Source organism: Sinorhizobium meliloti (assembly GCF_017876815.1).
GTDB lineage: Bacteria > Pseudomonadota > Alphaproteobacteria > Rhizobiales > Rhizobiaceae > Sinorhizobium > Sinorhizobium meliloti.
Map to the genome: position 1 here is coordinate 1,140,159 of NZ_JAGIOS010000001.1, position 21,607 is coordinate 1,161,765.

At 63.9% G+C, this 21,607-nt stretch carries 15 protein-coding genes and 1 pseudogene; 7 read left to right on the forward strand and 9 right to left on the reverse strand.

Annotated features, from left to right (window positions below; translation table 11 throughout):
• Positions 1-6: 6 nt before the first annotated feature.
• Both JOH52_RS05505 and recF read right to left on the reverse strand, forming a co-directional pair.
• A complete protein-coding gene (locus tag JOH52_RS05505) occupies positions 7-783 on the reverse strand; it encodes a molybdopterin-synthase adenylyltransferase MoeB (protein WP_017267487.1) in 777 nt (258 codons plus the stop codon).
• A gap of 26 nt (positions 784-809) precedes the next feature.
• Positions 810-1,934, reverse strand: a complete 1,125-nt coding sequence (gene recF, locus JOH52_RS05510; protein WP_003531898.1) for a DNA replication/repair protein RecF — start codon at positions 1,932-1,934, stop codon at positions 810-812.
• Between the two features lie 234 nt (positions 1,935-2,168).
• On the opposite strand from recF, the gene JOH52_RS05515 reads away from it, so the two are divergent.
• From JOH52_RS05515 to JOH52_RS05530, 4 genes and pseudogenes are all read left to right on the forward strand, one after another.
• A complete protein-coding gene (locus JOH52_RS05515; protein ID WP_010968411.1) occupies positions 2,169-2,813 on the forward strand; it encodes a DUF47 domain-containing protein in 645 nt (214 codons plus the stop codon).
• Positions 2,813-3,817, forward strand: a complete 1,005-nt coding sequence (locus tag JOH52_RS05520; protein WP_003531901.1) for an inorganic phosphate transporter — start codon at positions 2,813-2,815, stop codon at positions 3,815-3,817. Before JOH52_RS05515 ends, JOH52_RS05520 begins: the two co-directional genes overlap by 1 nt.
• Positions 3,818-3,930: 113 nt before the next feature.
• A pseudogene (locus tag JOH52_RS05525) lies at positions 3,931-4,576 on the forward strand (DUF1326 domain-containing protein).
• Positions 4,577-4,580: 4 nt separating this feature from the next.
• On the forward strand, positions 4,581-5,465 hold the full coding sequence (locus tag JOH52_RS05530) for a DUF2182 domain-containing protein (protein ID WP_010968410.1): 885 nt from the start codon (positions 4,581-4,583) through the stop codon (positions 5,463-5,465).
• Between the two features lie 172 nt (positions 5,466-5,637).
• Here JOH52_RS05530 and dnaJ read toward each other — a convergent pair whose 3' ends face one another.
• The 3 genes from dnaJ to JOH52_RS05545 all read right to left on the reverse strand — a co-directional run bounded on the left by dnaJ (position 5,638) and on the right by JOH52_RS05545 (position 11,455).
• On the reverse strand, positions 5,638-6,777 hold the full coding sequence (gene dnaJ, locus JOH52_RS05535; RefSeq protein ID WP_003531907.1) for a molecular chaperone DnaJ: 1,140 nt from the start codon (positions 6,775-6,777) through the stop codon (positions 5,638-5,640).
• Between the two features lie 274 nt (positions 6,778-7,051).
• Positions 7,052-8,977, reverse strand: a complete 1,926-nt coding sequence (gene dnaK, locus JOH52_RS05540) for a molecular chaperone DnaK (RefSeq protein ID WP_003531910.1) — start codon at positions 8,975-8,977, stop codon at positions 7,052-7,054.
• A 216-nt stretch (positions 8,978-9,193) separates the two neighbouring features.
• Positions 9,194-11,455, reverse strand: coding sequence for a transglycosylase domain-containing protein (locus JOH52_RS05545; protein ID WP_003531912.1), 2,262 nt, complete (start codon positions 11,453-11,455; stop codon positions 9,194-9,196).
• A gap of 502 nt (positions 11,456-11,957) precedes the next feature.
• Between JOH52_RS05545 and JOH52_RS05550 the strand changes: the two genes are divergently transcribed.
• Complete coding sequence (locus tag JOH52_RS05550) at positions 11,958-12,881, forward strand: DMT family transporter (protein ID WP_010968408.1); 924 nt, start codon at positions 11,958-11,960, stop codon at positions 12,879-12,881.
• Between the two features lie 98 nt (positions 12,882-12,979).
• Positions 12,980-13,471: a hypothetical protein gene (locus tag JOH52_RS05555; RefSeq protein ID WP_003531916.1), complete on the forward strand. Its 492-nt coding sequence runs from the start codon at positions 12,980-12,982 to the stop codon at positions 13,469-13,471.
• 66 nt (positions 13,472-13,537) lie between these two features.
• On the opposite strand, the gene JOH52_RS05560 is transcribed toward JOH52_RS05555, so the two are convergent.
• The 3 genes from JOH52_RS05560 to JOH52_RS05570 all read right to left on the reverse strand — a co-directional run bounded on the left by JOH52_RS05560 (position 13,538) and on the right by JOH52_RS05570 (position 16,785).
• Positions 13,538-14,485 carry a lysylphosphatidylglycerol synthase transmembrane domain-containing protein gene (locus tag JOH52_RS05560; protein ID WP_003531919.1) on the reverse strand — a complete coding sequence of 316 codons (948 nt, stop codon included), beginning with the start codon at positions 14,483-14,485 and terminating at the stop codon, positions 13,538-13,540.
• A 363-nt stretch (positions 14,486-14,848) separates the two neighbouring features.
• Positions 14,849-16,243, reverse strand: a complete 1,395-nt coding sequence (locus JOH52_RS05565; RefSeq protein WP_010968407.1) for a M20/M25/M40 family metallo-hydrolase — start codon at positions 16,241-16,243, stop codon at positions 14,849-14,851.
• A gap of 98 nt (positions 16,244-16,341) precedes the next feature.
• Positions 16,342-16,785, reverse strand: a complete 444-nt coding sequence (locus JOH52_RS05570; protein WP_003531925.1) for a MarR family winged helix-turn-helix transcriptional regulator — start codon at positions 16,783-16,785, stop codon at positions 16,342-16,344.
• A gap of 472 nt (positions 16,786-17,257) precedes the next feature.
• Here JOH52_RS05570 and polA point away from each other — a divergent pair, with 472 nt between their 5' ends.
• The gene (gene polA, locus JOH52_RS05575) at positions 17,258-20,272 is read left to right on the forward strand and encodes a DNA polymerase I (RefSeq protein ID WP_107010388.1); all 3,015 of its coding nucleotides are present in this window, start codon (positions 17,258-17,260) and stop codon (positions 20,270-20,272) included.
• 141 nt (positions 20,273-20,413) lie between these two features.
• Here polA and JOH52_RS05580 read toward each other — a convergent pair whose 3' ends face one another.
• A complete protein-coding gene (locus JOH52_RS05580; RefSeq protein WP_003531928.1) occupies positions 20,414-21,418 on the reverse strand; it encodes a 2-hydroxyacid dehydrogenase in 1,005 nt (334 codons plus the stop codon).
• Between the last annotated feature and the right edge of the window lie 189 nt (positions 21,419-21,607).

The following is a 21,607-nucleotide window of genomic DNA, read 5'->3' on the forward strand; positions in this document are numbered from 1 at the left end:
CCGTCCTCAGCGCGTGCCGCGCCGATAGCGGATCGTGTTGAATTGGGCGGCGAGCGCATCGTAGAGCAGCAGACGGCCGATCAGCGGCTCGCCGATGCCGGTGACGAGCTTGATTGCTTCCATCGCCTGCAGCGTGCCGATGACGCCGGTGAGCGCGCCTAAGACGCCCGCTTCGGCGCAGGTCGGTACGGTGCCCGGCGGCGGCGGCTCCGGGAAGAGGTCGCGGTAGGAGGGGTTCGGGTGCCCCTCCGCATCGGTCCCGTAGGGCTTCAGCACGGTGACGGAGCCGTCGAAGCGTCCAACGGCACCGGTGACGAGCGCCACGCCTGCCGCCTCGGCCGTATCGGCGGCGAGATAACGCGTATCGAAATTATCCGACCCGTCGACGACGAGATCGTATTGCCGGAAGAGCGCATCGGCATTTGCGGGGCCGAGCCTGACCGGGTGCGCCACGACCTTCACATGCGGGTTGAGGGCGTCGATCGCCGCTGCGGCGCTCTCGACCTTCGGCCGCCCGATATCGGCGGTGGCATGGATCACCTGACGCTGCAGGTTCGACAACGAGACGACGTCGTCGTCGACGATCCCGAGCGTGCCGACCCCGGCGGCCGCCAGATATTGCAGAGCCGGCGCGCCGAGCCCGCCCGCGCCGATGACGAGCACGCGCGCGGCCTTGAGTTTCTGCTGCCCCGGGCCGCCGATCTCCGGCAGCACGATGTGGCGTGCGTAGCGCGCAATCTCCGAAGGAGCGAGCGTCGCATCGGTCGTCATGTCCGTCTCCATGTAATTTTCGCGCAGGGCGCTGCATGTCACCCCGAAACGCGGCCGTTTGCAACGGCCAGATATTGAGCGCGCTCGCCAAGGGCGTCGAACATCGCCCGGTCGGTGCCCGTCATGAAGGACTGGCCGCCGAGCCCATCGACCAGATCGAAGAGGGCGGCGCGGCGTCCCTGATCGAGATGGGCGGCGATTTCGTCGAGCAGCAGCACCGGGGCGTGGCCGGTCATATCCCCGACGAGCCGTGCATGCGCGAGCACCAGGCCGACGAGCAGCGCCTTCTGCTCGCCGGTCGAGCAACGCTCGGCCTCGATGTCCTTTTCCCGGTGGCGGATCAGGAGATCGCTGCGGTGCGGCCCGTCCAGCGTGCGGCCCGCGGCCGCATCGCGGGCACGGCCCTCGGCGAGCATTGCCAGATATCGCTCTTCGAGTTCAAAGGCGGGAATGCCGGCACAGTCATCGAGAAAGCCGGCGAGCGACAGGCTTGCGGACGGAAAGGTCCCATCGCTCCGGCTCCGCTCGACGAGGGCCGAGAGCAGGCCGAGCATCTCCTGACGGGCAAGCGCCATGGAGATGCCGAGCCCGGCCATTTCGCGCTCGATGGCCGACAGCCAGGCGGGATCGGGCCGGAATTCCGAGAGAAGCCGGTTGCGGCTGCGCATGGCGCGGTCGAACTCGCTGGCGCGGCGGCCGTGTTCGGGATCGAGCGACAGGACCAGCCGGTCGAGAAAGCGCCTGCGGTCGGCGGAAGGGCCGGTGAAGAGGCCATCCATCGCCGGAGTGAGCCACAGCACCCTGAGGTGATCGGTGAGTTCGTCGACCGTGCGGGCCGCAGTGCCGTTGATCCTGAGGCGCCGTGATTGCCCCTCCTCGGTCCCTTGAGTGCCCGTGCCGATCTCCACCGACCCTTCCATGCCGTCGACGGCGGCGAAGACCGAGAAACCATCGGGGGCGCCGACGCGGGCGACATCCGCATAGGCAGCGCGCCTCAAACCGCGCCCGGGCGAAAGAAAGGAGACCCCCTCCATCAGATTGGTCTTGCCCGCACCGTTCTCGCCGGTCAGCACCACATGGCGCTGGTCGAGGTCGAGCGCCAGCGTTGCATAGTTGCGGAAGTCGCTCAGTTTCAGGCGTGTGAGAAAGACCTTGTGGGGCATTGCAAGTCCGATATCGACGTTGCTGTCAGGTAGGATGAAAGCCCGGCCAAGGCAAGGCGGAAAGGGTGTTCTGTCCGCCTCTCCCCCGCCTGCGGCGATTCCGTATCCGGGCTGCGCATTTCCGCCCCAATCGCCTGTGGGAAAGCCGTTTTTTTCGGCCGCATCGGAACTTTCCCCGAGCGCGCAAGTACAATATGACAACTGCGTGACAATCGACAGTTGGATGGATCGCTGATGCTCGGCCTGTTTCGCAAGCTCCTCCCCCGGGAAGACCGTTTCTTCGACCTCTTCGCCGATCATTCGCGCACCGTCATGGGTGCGGCGGAGGCACTGAACGCGTTGCTTGCCGGCGGCCCGGACATCGAAAGCCATTGCGACCGCATCGTCGCGCTCGAGAATGAGGCCGACGAAATCACCCGCGAGGTTCTGCTGGCCGTCCGCCGCAGCTTCATCACCCCCTTCGACCGCGGCGACATCAAGGATCTCATCCAGTCGATGGACGATGCGATCGACATGATGCACAAGACGGTGAAGACCATCCGTCTCTACGAGCAGAAGAGCTTCGATCCCGGCATGCAGGCCATGGGTGCGGCGGTCGTCGAGGCCGCCCATCTCGTCGCCGAGGCCATTCCGCTCCTCAGCCGGATCGGTGCCAATGCTCATCGCCTCAGCGCCATCGCCGAGGAGGTGACGCATGTCGAGGATAGATCCGACCAGCTGCACGAGCAGGGCCTGAAGGATCTCTTCCAGCGCCATGGCGCTTCCAACCCCATGGCCTATATCATCGGCAGCGAGATCTACGGCGAACTGGAAAAGGTCGTCGACCGCTTCGAGGATGTGGCAAACGAAATCAGCGGCATCGTGATCGAGAACGTCTGATGGATGCGACGCTCGCCTTCCCGCTGCTCGTGGGGCTCATCGCCGTCGCGCTTTTCTTCGACTTCCTCAACGGGTTGCACGACGCGGCCAATTCCATCGCAACCATCGTATCGACCCGCGTGCTCCGGCCGCAATATGCGGTCTTCTGGGCGGCGTTCTTCAACTTCATCGCCTTCCTCTTCTTCGGGCTGCACGTCGCCGAAACGCTCGGAACCGGCATCATCGATCCGGGTATCGTCACGCCGCAGGTGATCTTCGCGGCGCTGATGGGCGCCATCACCTGGAACATCGTTACCTGGGTCTTCGGCATCCCGTCGAGTTCCTCGCACGCGCTCATCGGCGGTCTCGTCGGCGCCGGCCTGGCCAAGACCGGTTTCAGTTCCATCGTCTGGCAAGGCCTGCTGAAGACGGCCGGCGCCATCGTCATGTCGCCGGGCATCGGCTTCGTTCTGGCGCTGCTGTTGGTGCTGATCGTCTCCTGGCTGTTCGTTCGCCAGACACCCTTTGCCGTCGACAGCACCTTCCGGGTGCTGCAATTCGTTTCGGCTTCCCTCTATTCGCTCGGCCATGGCGGCAACGATGCGCAGAAGACCATGGGCATCATTGCCGTGCTTCTCTTCTCGCAGGGCTATCTCGGCTCGGAATTCTACGTGCCCTTCTGGGTGGTCATCACCTGCCAGGCGGCGATCGCGCTCGGCACGCTCTTCGGCGGCTGGAGAATCGTCCACACGATGGGCTCGAAGATCACCAAGCTCAACCCGATGCAGGGATTCTGCGCCGAGACGGGCGGCGCCATCACGCTGTTCGCCGCGACCTGGCTCGGCATTCCGGTTTCGACCACCCACACAATCACCGGCGCGATCATCGGCGTCGGCGCGGCGCGGCGCGTATCGGCGGTGCGGTGGGGGCTTGCCGGCAACATCGTCGTTGCCTGGGTGATCACCATGCCGGCGGCAGCGTTGATCTCGGCGCTCTGCTATTTCGCCGCGGACCTCGTCGCCTGACGCTTTCGCCGGGCACCCCGTTGGCATTGCCGGCGGCGGGGAGTATATTTCCGCGATCTAATGGAATTGCATCCGGAGAAGAGTGAACTTCCATCGTATCTGGGGAGGAAACGATGACGGACGTCGAGTGGACGATCAAGGGCCGCGAATTCATCCATTGCAATTGCGCCTATGGCTGCCCGTGGCTGCCCGTGCCAGTTCAACGCACTGCCCACCGAGGGGCATTGCCGCGCGATCGGGATCGTCGACATCGACGAGGGGCACCATGGCGATACCCGGCTCGACGGCCTGAGGTGCGGCATGATCGTATCCTGGCCCGGTGCCATTCACGAGGGCAGGGGCGCGGTGGTTCCGATCATCGACGAGCGTGCCTCCGACGAGCAGCGGGAGGCGCTGCTGCGGATCATGAGCGGCCAGGACACCGAGCCCGGCGCCACCTTCTTCCAGGTGTTCGCGACGACTTTCGAGACCTTCCACGATCCGGTTTTCGCGCCGATCGATTTCGAGATCGACGTCGAAAGACGCTCGGCGCGGGTCAATATTCCGGGATGGATGGAGGCTCGCGGCGAGCCCATCGTCAATCCGGTGACCGGTGAGGAGCATCACGCGCGCATCAACCTTCCGCACGGGTTCGAATATGACCGCTGCGAGGTGGGGCGCGGCTGGGCCGAGACGAGCGGGCCGCTGGCAGTTTCGCTCGCCGATTCGCACGCCCACTTCGCCAGACTGCACATGACCGGAAGCGGCGTGGTTCACTGACGCCATGCCGCCCGACACCGCGCTTGAAAGCTTGCTGCGACGGGATCGGGCAATCGTGGCAGCGTCGCTCGTCGCATTGACGGTGGTCGCCTGGACATACACGCTCTGGCTGGCGGCAGCCATGAACATCGACGGCATGAGCATGTCTGCCCCCGGCATGGAAGCGGACATGAAGATGGACCCTGCCATGGATATGGATGGCATGGAGATGGGATCCCGTGGCGCCCTGTCGCTCGGCACCGTCCTCGGCATCTCGCCGCGTCCCTGGAGTTCCGTGGAAGCCGGCGTCACCCTGACCATGTGGATCGTGATGATGGTCGGCATGATGCTGCCTTCGGCAACGCCGATGATCCTGCTCTACGCCCGGGTCGGCCGGCAAAGCCGGATAGCGGGCAAGCCCTTCGCCGCGACCGGTTTCTTCGCCGGCGGCTATCTCCTTGCCTGGGCGGGATTCGCGCTCGTCGCGACGCTTGGACAATGGCTCATGGAGGGAACCCTGCTGACGCCGGCGCTGGCAAGCGCCAGTCGCATCTTCAGCGGTGTCGTGCTGGTGATCGCGGGTCTCTACCAATGGACGTCGCTCAAGGATGCCTGCCTCAGCCAATGTCAGACGCCGATCGTCTTCCTGCAGCGGCACGGCGGTTTTCGCCGCGATCCCGCGGGAGCCGTCGGACTGGGCCTGCGCCACGGGGTCTATTGCATCGGCTGCTGCTGGGCGCTGATGACGCTTCTTTTCGTCGGCGGCATCATGAATGTGCTCTGGATTGCGGCAATCGCCATCTTCGTGCTCGCGGAGAAGGTGATACCGACCGGCCGCGTTCTCTCACGCGTCGCCGGATCTCTGCTCGCGGCGTTCGGCCTTTGGCAGCTCATTTCGGCTTCGATTTAAGTGATGGCGCCGCGGCTTGGCCCCTCATCCGCCTGCCGGCACCTTCTCCCCGCAAGCGGGGCGAAGGGGACTGGTAGCGCCGCCGCTTGTCCCTTCTCCACGTCAGAACGGGGAGAAGTTCGCGGCAGCGGGATGAGGGGCTGCGCGCGGCGTAATCGCCCAGAGCATTGGCTCACTCGCTCAACGTGTCGAAGAAATCCTTCATCCGGGAGAAGAAGCCCGTCGATTCGGGATTGTTCTCCTTGGACGAGATCTGCTCAAATTCCTGCAGCAACTCGCGTTGGCGCTTGGTGAGCTTCTGCGGCGTCTCGATTTGAATCTGGATATAGAGATCGCCGGTCTGGCTGGAGCGCAGCACCGGCATGCCCTTGCCCTTGAGGCGGAACTGCTTGCCGGCCTGCGTGCCTTCCGGCACGGTGACGCGCGATTTGGTGCCGTCGAGGGTGGTGACGTCGAACTTGCCGCCGAGCGCCGCCGTCGTCATAGAGATCGGCACGGCGCAATAGAGATCAGCGCCGTCGCGCTGATAGAATTCGTGCGGCTTCACTGAGAGGAAGATGTAGAGGTCGCCCGCCGGGCCGCCGCGAAGGCCGGCCTCACCCTCGCCGGAAAGCCGGATGCGCGTGCCGTCCTCGATACCGGCCGGAATGTTGACCGAGAGCGTCCGCTCCTCCACGACGCGGCCCTGGCCGTGGCATTTGGTGCAGGGGTCGGCGATCGTCTGGCCGCGGCCGCCGCAGGTCGGGCAGGTCCGCTCGATCGAGAAGAAGCCCTGGGCCGCGCGGACGCGGCCGGTGCCCTGACAGGTGCCGCAGGTCTTCGGGCTGGTACCGGGCTTGGCGCCCGTGCCGGTGCAGACGTCGCAGGTGATGGACGTCGGCACGCGGATCTGCGCCGTCTTGCCGGAATAGGCCTCCTCGAGCGAAATCTCCATGTTATAGCGCAGGTCCGCGCCGCGCTCGCGTCCGCCTGACGAGCGGCGCTGACGGCCACCCATCATCTCGCCGAAGATGTCCTCGAAAATATCGGAGAAGCCGTGCGCTCCGCCGCCGGCGAAGCCGTTGCCGAAGCCTGCGCCCATGCCGCCCTGCTCGAAGGCCGCATGGCCGTAGCGGTCATAGGCCGCGCGTTTCTGCGGATCCTTCAGCGTCTCATAGGCTTCGTTGATTTCCTTGAAGGACTTTTCCGACTCCTGGTCGCCGGGATTCCTGTCCGGGTGATATTTCATCGCGAGTTTGCGAAAGGCGCTCTTCAGCTCCTTTTCGTCCGCGTTTTTTTGAACGCCAAGCGTTTCGTAAAGATCACGTTTCATGCTTCAAAGATCGTCCTGTTATCAGCGACAGGGCTTGCCAGCGCGAAGGATCCGACGGCTGCCTGATTATCTTGCCACAGGATTTAGTAAACCTTTAAGCGCGATACCATAGCCAAGTCGGGGCGGAAGCGGTTTTTTGTCGGAAAACGGCGGTTTCGCAGCCACTTTCCTCCGCAGGGTCGGTTCGCTTCCACGCCTTGGGACTGCAGCCGGTGAACCATCCATGAAAAAGCCCGGGATTGCTCCCGGGCCCGTTCATCGAAAGGCGAAGCCGTCAGGCCGACCGCTTACGGTCGTCTTCGTCCTTGACTTCCTCGTAGTCGGCGTCGACCACGTCATCGCCGGAGCGCTTGGCGTCGGCGGCGGCATCCGCATGGGCGGCGTCCGTCTGCTGAGCCTCATAGATCGCCTGACCGAGCTTCATGGAGACTTCCATGAGGGTATTGGTCTTGGCCTTGATGTCCTCGGCGTCCGGCTCGGAAACTTCGACGGCGCTCTTGAGCGCTGCGATTGCATCCTCGATCGCCTTACGGTCCGTCTCGGAAACCTTGTCGCCATGTTCCTGGAGCGACTTCTCCGAAGAATGGACCAGGCTTTCGGCCTGGTTCTTGGCCTCTACGCCTTCGCGGCGCTTCTTGTCGGCTTCCGCATTGGCTTCGGCATCCTTGACCATCTTCTCGATCTCGGCGTCGGAAAGACCACCGGAGGCCTGGATGCGGATCTGGTGCTCCTTGCCTGTGCCCTTGTCCTTGGCGGACACCTGCACGATGCCGTTCGCATCGATGTCGAACGTGACCTCGATCTGCGGCACGCCGCGCGGTGCCGGCGGAATGCCGACGAGATCGAACTGGCCGAGCAGCTTGTTGTCGGCCGCCATTTCACGCTCGCCCTGCGAGACGCGGATCGTCACGGCGGACTGGTTGTCGTCGGCCGTCGAGAAGACCTGGCTCTTCTTCGTCGGGATCGTGGTGTTGCGCTCGATCAGGCGGGTGAAGACGCCGCCAAGCGTTTCGATGCCGAGCGATAGCGGGGTGACGTCCAGCAGCAACACGTCCTTGACGTCGCCCTGCAGAACGCCGGCCTGGATCGCGGCGCCCATGGCAACCACTTCATCCGGGTTGACACCCTTGTGCGGCTCCTTGCCGAAGAGCTGCTTCACCGTCTCCTGAACCTTCGGCATGCGGGTCATGCCGCCGACGAGAACGACTTCGTCGATCTCGGCAGCCGAAACGCCGGCATCCTTGAGCGCGGCTTTGCAGGGCGCGATGGTCTTCTGGATCAGGTCTTCGACCAGGCTCTCGAATTTGGCGCGGGACAGCTTCATCGTCAGGTGCTTCGGACCGGAAGCGTCCGCCGTGATGAACGGCAGGTTGATTTCGGTCTGCTGCGAGGACGAGAGCTCGATCTTCGCCTTTTCGGCAGCTTCCTTCAGGCGCTGCAGCGCGAGCTTGTCGTTCTTGAGGTCGATGCCCTGCTCCTTCTTGAACTCGGAGGCAAGATATTCGACGAGGCGCATGTCGAAGTCTTCACCGCCAAGGAAGGTGTCGCCGTTGGTCGACTTCACTTCGAAGACGCCGTCGCCGATTTCCAGAACCGAGATGTCGAACGTGCCGCCGCCAAGATCGTAGACGGCGATCGTCTTGCCTTCCTTCTTGTCGAGGCCGTAGGCAAGTGCCGCTGCGGTCGGCTCGTTGATGATGCGCAGCACGTCGAGACCGGCGATCTTGCCGGCATCCTTCGTGGCCTGGCGCTGTGCGTCGTTGAAGTAGGCCGGAACGGTGATGACGGCCTTTTCGACCTTTTCACCGAGATAGGACTCGGCCGTTTCCTTCATCTTCTGAAGGATCATCGCGGAGATCTGCGACGGAGAGTAGCTGGTGCCGTGGGCTTCGACCCAGGCGTCGCCATTGTCGGCCTTGACGATCTTGTAGGGGACCATCCCCTTGTCCTTCTGGGTCGTGGGATCCTCGAAGGTGCGGCCGATCAGGCGCTTGATCGCAAAAAGCGTGTTTTCTGGATTGGTCACCGCCTGGCGCTTGGCCGGCTGGCCGACGAGACGTTCGCCGTCTTCGGTGAATGCCACCATGGAGGGGGTCGTGCGCGCGCCCTCCGCGTTCTCGATCACCTTCGCGTCCTTGCCGTCCATGACGGAGACGCAGGAGTTGGTCGTTCCCAGGTCAATACCAATAACTTTAGCCATGTCGTTCTCTCCTTGCAGCGGACTGTCGGAACCCGGTCAGGCATTCGTGGGACAGCCCCTAACGGGATGGTCTTTGTGTCTCATCGCAGCCGCGGCTGCATCGATGCGGCGTATATAAGGACCGGCGTTTCGGACTGCAAGGCATTCTGCGGGGGGATCGACGGCAAATGCAAGCCGTCTTCCACAAACACCCGGCGGCGGCCCGCTGCCGCTGGTTCAGCCGCCGGTCAGCAGGTCGAACAGCGTCGTTCGGCGGGTTCCACCGGTGGTCTCTCCGACGCCGGCCGGCGGGATTGGCCCTCCGGCCTGTTCTGCAGGCCGGACCTGATCGACGGCGGCCATGCCGTCCATGCTTTCGACGCCGTCCATGCCTGCCGGACGCTCGGGGAAGACATCGGGACTACCCGCGTCGAAGCCATCGGCCGGCATTTCGCCGGCAGCAGCGATGCCGCCCTCGTCAAAGACCGGCTGCACGCCCGTCGTGCCGAAGAGCGGCGAGGGCGAAAGGCCCTCATGCGCCGCAACCATGAAATCGTGCCAGGCCCTGGCGGGAAGGCCGCCGCCGGTGACCTTTTTCATAAATTTTCCGTCGTCGTTGCCGAACCAGATGCCGGTCGCGAGGTTGGAGGTGTAGCCGACGAACAGCGCGTCGCGGAAGGACTGCGTCGTTCCGGTCTTCCCTGCCGCCTCCCAGCCCGGCAGGCGCGCATTTTTGCCGGTGCCGTCCGTCAGCACGCGCACCATCATACGGTTCATCTCGCTGACGATCGCCGGATCGAGCACCCGCGGCGGGTTGTCGTAGGTGTTTTCGTAAAGCACGGTGCCATCGGCGGTGGAGATGCGCCGGATGACGTGCGGCGTCGCCTTGAAGCCGCCATTCATGAAGGGCGCATAGGAGGACGTCAGCTCCACCAGCGTCACTTCCGACGTGCCGAGCGCGATCGATGCATTGGCCTGCATGTCGGAATCTATGCCCAGCCGGTGCGCGAGCTTGACCACGTTCTGCGGCCCGACCTCCATCACGAGCTGGGCGGCGATGGTGTTCAGCGAATTGGCGAGCGCATCGGCGAGCGTCACCTCGCCGCGGTACTTCTGATCGTAGTTCTCAGGTGTCCAGTTGCCGATCCGGACCGGCGCGTCGTTGCGCACGGACATCGGCGTGCGGCCGATCTCGAGCGCCGCCGCATACACGAAGGGCTTGAAGGCCGAGCCCGGCTGGCGCTTCGCCTTGGAGGCGCGGTCGAACTGGCTTTCGGCATAGTCCCTGCCGCCGACGAGCGCCCGGATGGCGCCTGTGCCGTCGATCGAGACGAGCGCCGCCTGGGAGGCGTTGAGCTTGCCGCCTTCGGTCTCGAGCCTCTCGGCGAGCACCTCCTCCGCCTTCTTCTCGAGCGTAAGGTCGATGGTCGTATCGATGACGAGATCTTGCGTGACTTCGCCGATCATGCCGGGGACCTGGTCCATCACCATGTCGGCGACATAGTGCTCGGCGCCGGACCAGAAGCTCTTTGCCCGTGTCGGTGCCTGCGACATGGCCGTCTTGATCTCGGAATCGCTGATGAAGCCTTCCTCGCGCATTGCGCCGAGCACGAGCTGTGCGCGCTCCTCCGCCGCTTCGGGGTCTCGGGCCGGCGACAGCCGTGAAGGAGCCTTCAGAAGGCCCGCGAGCAGCGCCGCTTCGCCGAGATTGACGTCGCGCGCCGACTTGTTGAAGTAGCGCCGCGAGGCCGCCTCGACGCCATAGGCGTTCGACCCGAAGAAGACGCGGTTGAGATACATCGCCAGGATCTGGTCCTTGGTGTATTTCTGCTCCAGCCAAAAGGCGAGCAGCACCTCCTGCACCTTGCGCTCCAGCGTCCGCTCCGGCGAGAGAAACAGGTTCTTGGCAAGCTGCTGGGTGAGCGTGGAGCCGCCCTGGACCATGCGGCCGCTCATGACGTTCGTGAGCATGGCGCGCGCCAGCCCCAGCGGATCGACTCCGAAGTGCGAATAGAAGCGGCGATCCTCGATGGCGATCACCGCCTGCGGGATATAGGGCGACATGTCTTCGAGAGCGACCGCCTCGCCGCCGGTCGCGCCCCTGTTGGCGATTATGTCGCCATTCGCCGCGAGAATCTTGACGTTGGGCGGCCGTTCGGGGATCGACCAGCTCGTCGCGCTCGGCATGCGCGCGCCGTAATAGAGCACGAGCCCGCCGACGCCGATCGCACCCCATATGCCGAGCACGACGCACCAATAGGCGAGCCGCCGGACGAGGCCGAAGAACCCGCCGCCGGAACCACTTCTCCCGGAGCCGCGGCCGCCGGCGCGCCTGCCGCGCTTTTCTCGCTTGGCGCCGCGTTCGGGCGACTTGGCGCGCCTCGGCTTGCTGCCGCCGCCCGCGACGCGATCGCTCGCATCGACGCGCAGGTCGCCGCCGTCGCCGTCGTTACCGCCGAAGGAAGGCTCGATCCGCTGTCCTGATTTGCCGCTCGCCATGCCGGAAGGAAATATCCCTTTGGGGCCGGACCGGGTGCCCATCGCCCGCAAGCGATCCCGGCCGTGCCGTTGTCGTGCGGGAGGCTCCACCCCCTCCGCTGGTGCCGATCCGTTGTACTTTAAATGCGGCAATTTAAGGGGGAGTTAAGAGCTCTCTTGCGAAAAAGGCAGATTGTTCAAAACCTTGCATCGGCGCTGGCTTCCCGGGTCCGGACCTTTGGAAGGCTGAACGCCGTCTTGCATCTGGTGCAATGCTGCAATGCAACATTCGCACTATTACCTCAGCGAGAATGATCTATCCTCCTCCTTGTCGAAGCGCTGTACCTCCTCCCACGGCGCCCGGCATTCGGTCGGTTCACTCCTCCTCCCAGAACCGATCAAGTTTAAGACCCCGAGCCACCTCCTCCCGGCTCGGGGTCTTTCTGTATCTGGCGATGCCTAAAACGCGTGGCGTTCGCGCGACGCGCTTCGGGTCAGGCGAGATGCATAGGGCGAAAAACTCGTGGCTGCGGCCGCAAAGCGCGTGTATCACCACCCCATGAGATCCAAGACAAACGGTTACGTCTTCGCGCTTCTGGCGATCGTCATCTTCTCGATCCAGGACGGCATCTCGAAGCATCTGGGCGCCATCTACCCGCCGGTCTTCGTGGCAATGATCCGCTACTGGGCCTTTGCCGGGTTCGCTGCGGCCATCGCGGCGCGGGCGCCAGGCGGTTTTGCCGCGACCGCGGTGACGAGAAAGCCGCTCATTCAGCTCCTGCGGGGCGTCCTGTTGCCCGTGCAGATCGTCGTGGTGATCACGTCCTTCACCATCGTCGGGCTGGCGCATTCGCAGGCGATCCTCGCCGCCACCCCGCTCTTCGTGGCGCTCCTGTCGATGCCGCTGCTCGGCGAACGGGTCGGATGGCGGCGCTGGTCGGCGATTGCCGTCGGACTCCTCGGCGTTCTTCTGATCCTGAGGCCGGAAGACGGCTCGTTCGACCTGAACTTTCTGCTGCCGCTGGCCGCAGCCGTGATGTTCGCCTTCTATGTCATCACCACCAGGCTTGCCAGCCGTGAGGACTCGGCGATGACCAGCTTCTTCTACACCGGCATCGTCGGTGCCTTCGCGATCAGTCTCGTCGGGCCCTTCTTCTGGGCGACGCTTTCGGGGGCGGACTGGGTCTGGATGGTGCTGCTCTGCATCACCGGCACGTCGAGCCATTATTTTCTGATCCGCGCCTACGACATGCTCGATGCCGCCGCGGTTCAGCCGCTTACCTACCTGCAGCTCGTCTTCGCCTCCATCATGGGGGTGACCATCTTCGGCGAGACGCTGACGACTGGCATGATCATCGGCTCGGTGCTGGTGGTCGCCGCCGGCATCTTCACCCTCTGGCGCGAGCATGTCGTCGGCCGGCAGAAATCCCGCCTGCCGCCGCGGTAAGGTCTTCTCCTTCGACTCAAAATCGTCGGGTTCGTGCCGGACACTCGCGATCGCGCCGGCTTCTCGGCCGGCGGGCTCGTCGTTCGAAAGGAGAGAGTATGAGGATTCGCTGCACCGCGCTGATTGCCCTTGCCGCCCTTGCCGCGCAGGGTATCGAGGCCAGGGCACAGGAAGAATTCCCCTATGTCGACGACCGCTCCGACGGCGCGGCGCTCGTCCGCTCGCTCTACAACGCGATCAATCGGAAGGAATATGCCAGAGCCTACGGCTACTTCGGCGCGTCGAGGCCCGTCGGCGAATTCAAAGCCTTCGCGGACGGTTACGCGAAGACGGTGTCAGTGGAAGCGAAGTTCGGCAAGGTCCTCACGGAGGGCGCTGCCGGCAGCATCTATTCTGCCGTTCCGGTCGCGATCAAATCCATCGAAGAAGGCGGAAAGGCCCGCTTCTTCTCCGGCTGTTACGTGACGAGGATCATCAATCCGTCGCTGCAGGTGCCGCCCTTCACGCCCTATCAGATCGAGACGGCGCGGCTCGACGAAGCCGAAGGCCCCATCGAGGAGGCGATCCCCGCCACCTGCAACGTCCCCTGATGCCTCGAGCAATTCCGGGAAAAGTGCGTAGCGGTTTGCTGGAGGCGCTCTAGCACAATCGAAACCCTACGGCTCCTTCGCGCCACGCTCGGCCAGAAAGCGGGAATGCTCGAAGACGAGGATGACGACGAGCGCCATCACGAAAGGCACGAGGAGGTAGAGCAGCCGGAAAATGGCAAGCGCGGCCAGAACGTCGGCCGGATCCATTTCCGGCAGCGCCGCGATGAAGACGAACTCAAGCACACCGATTCCGCCCGGCGCATGGGAGAGCAGCGCAGCGGAGAAGGATGCGAGGAAGATGCCCAGAATGACCACATAGCCGGGATTGCCGGCTTCCGGCAGCGCGAAATAGATGATGCCGGCAGCGCCCAGGAGCTCGACGGGGGCTATGATCAATTGCCTAAGCACGATGGAGGGCCGCGGGTAATGTAGCTGAAACCAGCGCGTGCGCAGCGGCCGCATGCCGACCAGGCTGCCGAGGACGTAGAGCGCGATGAGCGCGAGAATGAGGCAGCCCGTCGTCAACGACATTTCGATCGGCAGGAACTCCGAAAATCTCTCGATGATATTCGGCCTCAGGAGCAGCACGATGGCCGAGAGCATCAGCGTGCCGAGCGTGAAGGTGAAGGAGCAGAAGGCGACGAGCACGCCCACCTCTCCGGGCGTCAGGCCCTTCGACCGATAGGCGCGGTAGCGCACCACCGCGCCGGAAAAAACGGAGGCGCCGAGATTGTGCGAAAGCGCATAGGTGGTGAACGAGCAGAGGGTGATGAACCACAGCGAGATGCGGTGGCCGAGATGATCGAGCGCCAGCCGGTCATAGGCGGCAAGCGCCGCATAGGCGACAAGCGTCGAACCGATCGCGAGCAGCCAGCTTTCGAGCGATATGGCCTGGAAGCTCGCCAGGAATTCGTTGAGAGACAGGCCGCGCAGTTCATCGACGAGCGCGCGCACCGAAATCAAAATCGCCGCCAGCCCGACGACGGGCCAGAAATATGCCTTGAGCCGTTTCATACCGGGGCTTCTGCGCGATTCCCCGGCGGAAATCGATTTACAAGCGAAGTGTCGCGGCGATGCGCGTGTCCATCAGCAGCGGCCGGTTGGAGGCACGCCAAGCGCATCGCGGTTCTGCCGAGGTGGCGATGCCCATTCTGCGTATTGAAAGAAACATGCTCGGGACGACGCGTCCCGATCCTTGCACTTGCCAACAGCCCATTTCCCACTTTGATTTGTTTTCAAAAAGGGAAGCATCCCAAGGCAGGCAGGTCAAGCAAAGTCGACTTGATATCCGTCGAGCGGGTGCGATTTGTCATTCAGGGCTGACGGCGGTGGACAATGGCCGAACGGTGTTCACCATAGCCCCCCGCCTGCAATGCCTTACCGCGTGCCGAGTGCGTCGAGAATGCGGACCCACGAGCGGATGCCCTTGTGGAAGGACGTGAGCTCGTATTTCTCATTGGGCGAGTGGATGCGGTCGTCGGAAAGACCGAACCCGACGAGCAGCGATTCCATGCCGAGCATCCGCTGGAAATCGCCGACGATCGGTATGGAGCCGCCCATGCCGATCACGACGGCGGGCTTCGGCCATTCATCCGAAAGTGCCGCCTTCGCCGTGGTCAGCAGCGCCGAATCATAGGGCAGATGAATAGCCGGCGAACCGCCATGCGCATGAAATTCGATGGAGCAGTCCGCCGGGATTTTCGAGCGCACATAGGCGCGGAAGCTTTCGCGGATCCTGGCCGGGTCCTGCTTGCCGACGAGGCGGAACGAAACCTTGGCGGAGGCTTCCGCGGCGATCACCGTCTTGAATCCTTCGCCGGTATACCCGCCGGTGATGCCGTTGATCTCCGCGGTCGGCCGCGCCCAGGTGAGTTCGAGCACGGAGCGGCCCCTTTCGCCGGAAGGGATCGAGAGGCCGATCTCGCCGAGGAATTTCTCGGCGGTCTGGCCGAGCGTTTCCCACGTAGCCTTGATCTCCGCCGGCGTCTCCTCGACGCCTTCGTAGAAATCGTCGAGCGTCACGCGGCCGGTCTCGTCGTGAAGGCCGGCGAGAATCTCGGCCAGGATGTGGATCGGGTTCGCCGCCGCGCCACCGAAATAACCGGAGTGCAGGTCGCGGTCCGCCGCCTTGACGACGACCTCCTCGCCGACGAGGCCCCGCAAGCCTGCCGAAATCGCGGGCGTCTCCCGGTCCCACATGCTGGTGTCGCAGACAAGCGCGTAGTCGGCCTTGAGTTCCCCGGCATTGGCTTCGAGGAAGGGCTTGAGCGACGGAGAGCCGGATTCCTCTTCACCCTCGAAGAGAATGGTGATGCGGCAGGGCAAGACACCACGGGCTTCCTTATAGGCGCGCACTGCCTCGACGAAGGTCATCAACTGGCCCTTGTCGTCGGCCGTACCCCGGCCGGTAATGATCTTGCGGCCGGGCTCGACCTCCCTGAGGGAGGGCTCGAAAGGCGGCGTCTCCCAGAGGTTCAGGGGATCGACCGGCTGCACATCGTAATGGCCGTAGAAGAGCAGGTGCGGAGCGTCCGCCTTCCCGGCAGCGTGATGGGCGACGACCATCGGATGGCCGGGCGTGTCGCGCACCGAGGCTTCGAATCCAAGCGTTCCGAGTTCCGCCACCAGCCACTCCGCAGCCTTGCGGCACTCCGCCTTGAAGGCGGGGTCGGTGGAAATGGACTTGATGCGGACGAGGTCGAAGAGCCGCTCGAGGCTCTGCGGGAGATTTGCGTCGGCGCGCTCGAGAACCGGGGTGATATCTGCCATCATGCGAATCCTTTTTGGTTTTCGCGGCAAAACTAGAATCGAAACCCGGCGGCTTTAAGCGAAAACTTTTGATGCAACGATAAATTGTCAGATGAAGAGAATCAGGAGGCGTCGCCGTGGCGCGCCGTATTCGCGAGCGCCATGCGCATATATTGGAGCATGAGTTCTTTCTCGAAGCGGCGAAAGCCGGAAAGCAGCGACTGCTCCGCTGCTGCGGCAGCCTCCTTCGCGGCCGCCTCCATCTTACGGGCTCGTTCCGTCAGGAATATCTGCTGCGAACGCTTGTCGTTCGGATGCTTGCGGCGGACGATAAGGCCGTCGCGCTCCATTCGGGCGAGCGTATTGGCCATGGTTGCCTGCTCGATGTCGAGCCGGTCGAGAAGTTGTCTCTGCGTCAGCCCTTCCTCGGACCATAATTCCAGGAGGACCGGGAACTGCCCGGGGGCAAAGCCGAGTTTCTGACCGCGCTCCTGTAGGGCGCGCGAGAAACCCCTCGCCAACAAGCTGGCCAGGTAAGTCGCAGATTCCATACGATTGAAGGCCATGCCTATGCCTACGCGGGAAGGAGCGCGAAGACAAGTTACAATGCCTGCAATGAAGCCGAACTGCGCCGACTTCACGGGGATTTGAGACTGCGTGGCGAAACGCTTTCGACCGTCGGGCAAAGGCAACAAAAAACCGCCACGGCGCGGAGGCTGCGCCGTGGCGGCTCTTTGAAAGCGGGACAAAGGCCCGGAGAGGGGGATGAGGCCTTTGTCCTCATCTGGTGCGGGCGGGGGACAGGCCAATCACCAGACTCACGGCATTGTATGAGTGCCGCTCGACATGATTTGTGGATTGAAATGTGGCATTTCAAGGATAGGCCGACCGAATCGCGCATTACAAATGCGTAACGTTTGCGTGAGTGTTCGGCGCCGAACTTCAGGGCTCCGGCAATGCCTTTGCCGCTCGACTTAATAGGGTAGTGCGGGAAAAGCGCAATGGACCTTTCCCCTGCCTCGCGCTATCCATGGCCGCATGAAAAACGGTGATCATCTCTTCCTCGTCGACGGCTCGGGCTTCATCTTCCGGGCGTTCCACGCCATCCCGCCGCTCAACCGCAAGTCGGACGGACTTCCCGTCAATGCGGTCGCGGGATTCTGCAACATGCTCTGGAAGCTTTTGACCGACGCGCGCGACACCTCCGTGGGCGTGACGCCGACACATCTGGCCGTGATCTTCGACTATTCCTCGAAGACCTTCCGCAACGGGCTCTACGATCAGTACAAGGCCAACCGGACAGCGCCGCCGGAGGATCTGATCCCGCAGTTCGGGCTCATCCGCCACGCCACCCGCGCCTTCAACCTGCCCTGCATCGAGAAGGAAGGCTACGAGGCCGACGACCTCATCGCGACCTATGCACGGCTTGCCGAGGAGGCGGGCGCCGACGTGACCATCGTTTCCTCCGACAAGGACCTCATGCAGCTCGTCACGCCGAAGGTGTCGATGTACGACAGCATGAAGGACAAGCAGATCACCGTTCCGGACGTGATCGAAAAGTGGGGCGTGCCGCCGGAAAAGATGATCGATCTCCAGGCCATGACCGGCGATTCGACCGACAACGTGCCGGGCATCCCCGGGATAGGGCCGAAGACGGCAGCCCAGCTCCTCGAAGAGTATGGCGATCTGGACACGCTGCTTGCGCGGGCCGGCGAGATCAAACAGCAGAAGCGGCGCGAGTCCATCATCGCCAATGCCGATCTGGCGCGCCTTTCGCGTGAGCTCGTGACGCTGAAGAAAGACACGCCGCTCGACGTTCCGCCCGAGGACTTCAGGCTCGATTCGCAGGACGGCCCGAAGCTCATCGCATTCCTGAAGGCGATGGAATTCACCACGCTCACGCGCCGCGTCGCAGCGGCGACGGATACGGATGCAGAAGCGATCGAACCGGCTCATGTGCCGGTCGAATGGGGCGCGCAAGCGCATGGGCCGGATCTAGACGTCGGAGAGGCCGGCGGCCCGCCGCCGTCGCCGCAATCATCGAGCGCGACGCCGCCTAGGGGAAATGCGGCCAGGGCGGCTGTCTCGTTCCTCTCCTCCGGCCAGGATGCCGATACGACCGGCGCGACGCCCACCGGCCTCGCCGAGGCGCGTGCGGCCTATTTCGGCAAAGCCCCGTTCGACCATCCCGGATATCGCACCATCCGCGATATCGATACGCTCGAGCGTTGGATCGCAGACGCCCGCGAGGCGGGGCTCGTCGGCTTCGATACCCAGGCGACGTCGCCCGACGCCATGCGCGCCGACCTCGTCGGCTTTTCGCTCGCGGTCGCCGATTACGCGAACGACCCGTCGGGCTCGAGGATCAGGGCGGCCTACGTGCCGCTCGCCCATAAGAGCGGCGTCAGCGACCTCCTGGGGGGTGGACCTGTCGACAGCCAGGTTCCGGTCCGGGAGACCTTAAGCCGGCTAAAGGAGCTGTTGGAGGACCCGTCCGTCCTGAAGGTGGGGCAGAACCTGAAATACGGCTACCTCGTGATGAAGCGGCATGGCATCGCCATGCGAAGCTTCGACGACACGATGCTGATGTCCTATGTGCTCGATGCCGGCAACGGCGCCCACGGCATGGATTCGCTTGCCGAGCGGTGGCTTGGCCACACGCCGATCGCCTATAAGGACGTCACCGGCACCGGCCGGTCTTCGCTCACCTTCGACTTCGTCGACATCGACAAGGCGACGGCCTATGCGGCGGAGGATGCGGATATCGCGCTGAGGCTTTGGCATGTGCTGAAGCCCCGGCTCGCCGCCAAGGGGTTGACGCGCGTCTACGAGCGGCTGGAGCGGCCGCTGATCTCCGTCCTTGCCGGGATGGAGGAACGCGGCATAACCGTCGACCGGCAGATTCTGTCACGCCTCTCCGGCGAGCTGGCGCAGGGGGCGGCGGCGCTCGAAGACGAGATCTATCGCCTCGCCGGCGAGACATTCACCATCGGCTCGCCGAAGCAGCTCGGCGACATTCTCTTCGGCAAGATGGGTCTTCCGGGCGGCTCCAAGACCAAGACCGGGCAATGGTCGACCTCCGCGCAGGTGCTCGAGGACCTCGCGGCCGCCGGACACGACTTGCCCCGCAAGATCGTCGACTGGCGGCAGCTGACCAAGTTGAAATCGACCTATACCGACGCCCTGCCCGGCTTCGTGCACCCGGAGACGAAGCGCGTCCACACCTGCTTTGCAATGGCTGCGACGACGACGGGGCGGCTTTCCTCCTCCGATCCGAACCTGCAGAACATTCCGATCAGGACCGGCGAAGGCCGCAAGATCCGCACGGCCTTCGTGGCGACGCCGGGACACAAGCTTGTCTCGGCGGACTATAGCCAGATCGAGCTGAGAGTGCTCGCCCATGTGGCCGACATCCCGCAGCTGCGCCAGGCTTTCGCCGATGGCGTCGACATCCATGCGATGACAGCTTCCGAAATGTTCGGCGTGCCGGTGGACGGCATGCCGAGCGAAATTCGCCGCCGCGCCAAGGCGATCAATTTCGGCATCATCTACGGCATCTCCGCCTTTGGGCTCGCCAACCAGCTTTCGATCGAGCGTTCGGAGGCGGGGGATTACATCAAACGCTATTTCGAGCGCTTCCCCGGCATCCGGGACTATATGGAGAACACCAAGGCCTTTGCCCGCGAGAACGGCTATGTCGAGACGATTTTCGGCCGCCGGGCCCACTACCCGGACATCCGCTCGTCCAATCCGTCGATGCGCGCCTTCAACGAGCGCGCTTCGATCAACGCCCCCATCCAGGGCTCGGCCGCCGACATCATCCGCCGTGCCATGGTCAAGATGGAACCGGCACTCGAAGCGGCGAAGCTCTCCGCGCGAATGCTGCTTCAGGTCCATGACGAGCTGATCTTCGAGGTGGAGGATGGCGAGATCGAGCGGACCATTCCGGTGATCATCTCGGTGATGGAGAACGCCGCGATGCCCGCGCTCGACATGAGGGTGCCGCTCAAGGTCGATGCGCGCGCGGCACACAACTGGGACGAGGCGCATTAAGGCCTGTCGAGATTCGGGGTACCCGCAGCGGCTTGTTCGATTACCTCATCCTGTGCTCGTCACAGGGATGAGGTAAGAGGAGACTGCAGTTCTCCGATGCGTTTCCTACAGCGCCGCGCGTCCTATCGGACGCGCAAAGGTTCAGTCCCGCCCCGGCAGGACCCTGTCCGGCGGGCGATGGCCGTCGAAGAAGGTGCGGATGTTGATCACCACCTTCTCGCCCATGTCGATACGGCCTTCGAGCGTCGCGGAACTCATATGCGGCAGGAGCACGACCTTTCCCTCGCCGGCAAGTTTGATGAGCTTCGGATTGACGGACGGCTCGTTCTCGAAGACGTCGAGCCCGGCGCCGGCGATCTTGCCCTCGCGGAGGCTCTTGATCAGCGCCGCCTCATCGATGATGCCGCCGCGCGCGGTGTTGACGATGTAGCTGTCGGGCCGCATCAGCGCCAGCCGCCGGGCCGAGAGCAGATGATAGGTCGCCGGAGTCGACGGGCAGTTGACGGAGACGATGTCGACGCGGGCAAGCATCTGGTCGAGGCTGTCCCAATAGGTCGCTTCCAGCATCTCCTCGGTTTCCGGTTTGACGCGGTGGCGATTGTGATAGTGGATCGAAAGCCCGAAGGCCTTGGCACGGCGGGCGACGGCGGTGCCGATTCTCCCCATGCCGACGATGCCTATGCGTTTGCCGGCAATGCGCCGGCCCAGCATCCAGGTGGGAGACCAGCCTGCCCACTCCCCCTTGCGGTCGGTCAGCACCTGCGCACCTTCGGCGAGCCGGCGCGGCACCGCGAGGATCAGCGCCATGGTCATGTCGGCCGTGTCCTCGGTCAGGACGTTCGGCGTGTTGGTGACGGTTATGCCCTTGCGTGCGGCCGCATCCACATCGATGTTGTCGACGCCGTTCGAGAAGGCGGCAATCAGCTTCAGCTGCGGCCCGGCCTGCTCGATCAGCGCCGCATCGATCCGGTCCGTCACCGTCGGCACGAGCACGTCGGCCCGCTTGACCGCGGCGACCAGCTCCGGCTGGCTGCGCGGCGTGTCATCGATGTTCAGCTCCGCGTCGAAGAGCTCACGCATCCTGGTTTCGACGACATCCGGCAGTTTGCGGGTGATGTAGACCGTTGGCTTTTTCTTGCTTGTCATTGCTGTGAGCGGCGCCCTCGTTGACGGGTCCTTAACCAAGTCGGGTGATAGTTCTCCCCATAGCCGCAATTTCTACCAGACCCGGTGGGGAACACAATTGAAAGTCGCCGCCCCGTGCGGGGATTTGAAAAGTGCGGGGATTTGCGAGCGCCTGGCCGGTCAGCACCGCAAGGGCTTTCGCCAAGCCCT

Bases quoted from the DNA above. Each gene is read 5' to 3' on its own strand.
- JOH52_RS05505 (WP_017267487.1), bottom strand. From the start codon at position 783: ATGGAGACGGACATGACGACCGATGCGACGCTCGCTCCTTCGGAGATT.
- recF (WP_003531898.1), bottom strand. From the start codon at position 1,934: ATGCCCCACAAGGTCTTTCTCACACGCCTGAAACTGAGCGACTTCCGC.
- JOH52_RS05515 (WP_010968411.1), top strand. From the start codon at position 2,169: ATGCTCGGCCTGTTTCGCAAGCTCCTCCCCCGGGAAGACCGTTTCTTC.
- JOH52_RS05520 (WP_003531901.1), top strand. From the start codon at position 2,813: ATGGATGCGACGCTCGCCTTCCCGCTGCTCGTGGGGCTCATCGCCGTC.
- JOH52_RS05530 (WP_010968410.1), top strand. From the start codon at position 4,581: ATGCCGCCCGACACCGCGCTTGAAAGCTTGCTGCGACGGGATCGGGCA.
- dnaJ (WP_003531907.1), bottom strand. From the start codon at position 6,777: ATGAAACGTGATCTTTACGAAACGCTTGGCGTTCAAAAAAACGCGGAC.
- dnaK (WP_003531910.1), bottom strand. From the start codon at position 8,977: ATGGCTAAAGTTATTGGTATTGACCTGGGAACGACCAACTCCTGCGTC.
- JOH52_RS05545 (WP_003531912.1), bottom strand. From the start codon at position 11,455: ATGGCGAGCGGCAAATCAGGACAGCGGATCGAGCCTTCCTTCGGCGGT.
- JOH52_RS05555 (WP_003531916.1), top strand. From the start codon at position 12,980: ATGAGGATTCGCTGCACCGCGCTGATTGCCCTTGCCGCCCTTGCCGCG.
- JOH52_RS05560 (WP_003531919.1), bottom strand. From the start codon at position 14,485: ATGAAACGGCTCAAGGCATATTTCTGGCCCGTCGTCGGGCTGGCGGCG.
- JOH52_RS05565 (WP_010968407.1), bottom strand. From the start codon at position 16,243: ATGATGGCAGATATCACCCCGGTTCTCGAGCGCGCCGACGCAAATCTC.
- JOH52_RS05570 (WP_003531925.1), bottom strand. From the start codon at position 16,785: ATGGCCTTCAATCGTATGGAATCTGCGACTTACCTGGCCAGCTTGTTG.
- polA (WP_107010388.1), top strand. From the start codon at position 17,258: ATGAAAAACGGTGATCATCTCTTCCTCGTCGACGGCTCGGGCTTCATC.
- JOH52_RS05580 (WP_003531928.1), bottom strand. From the start codon at position 21,418: ATGACAAGCAAGAAAAAGCCAACGGTCTACATCACCCGCAAACTGCCG.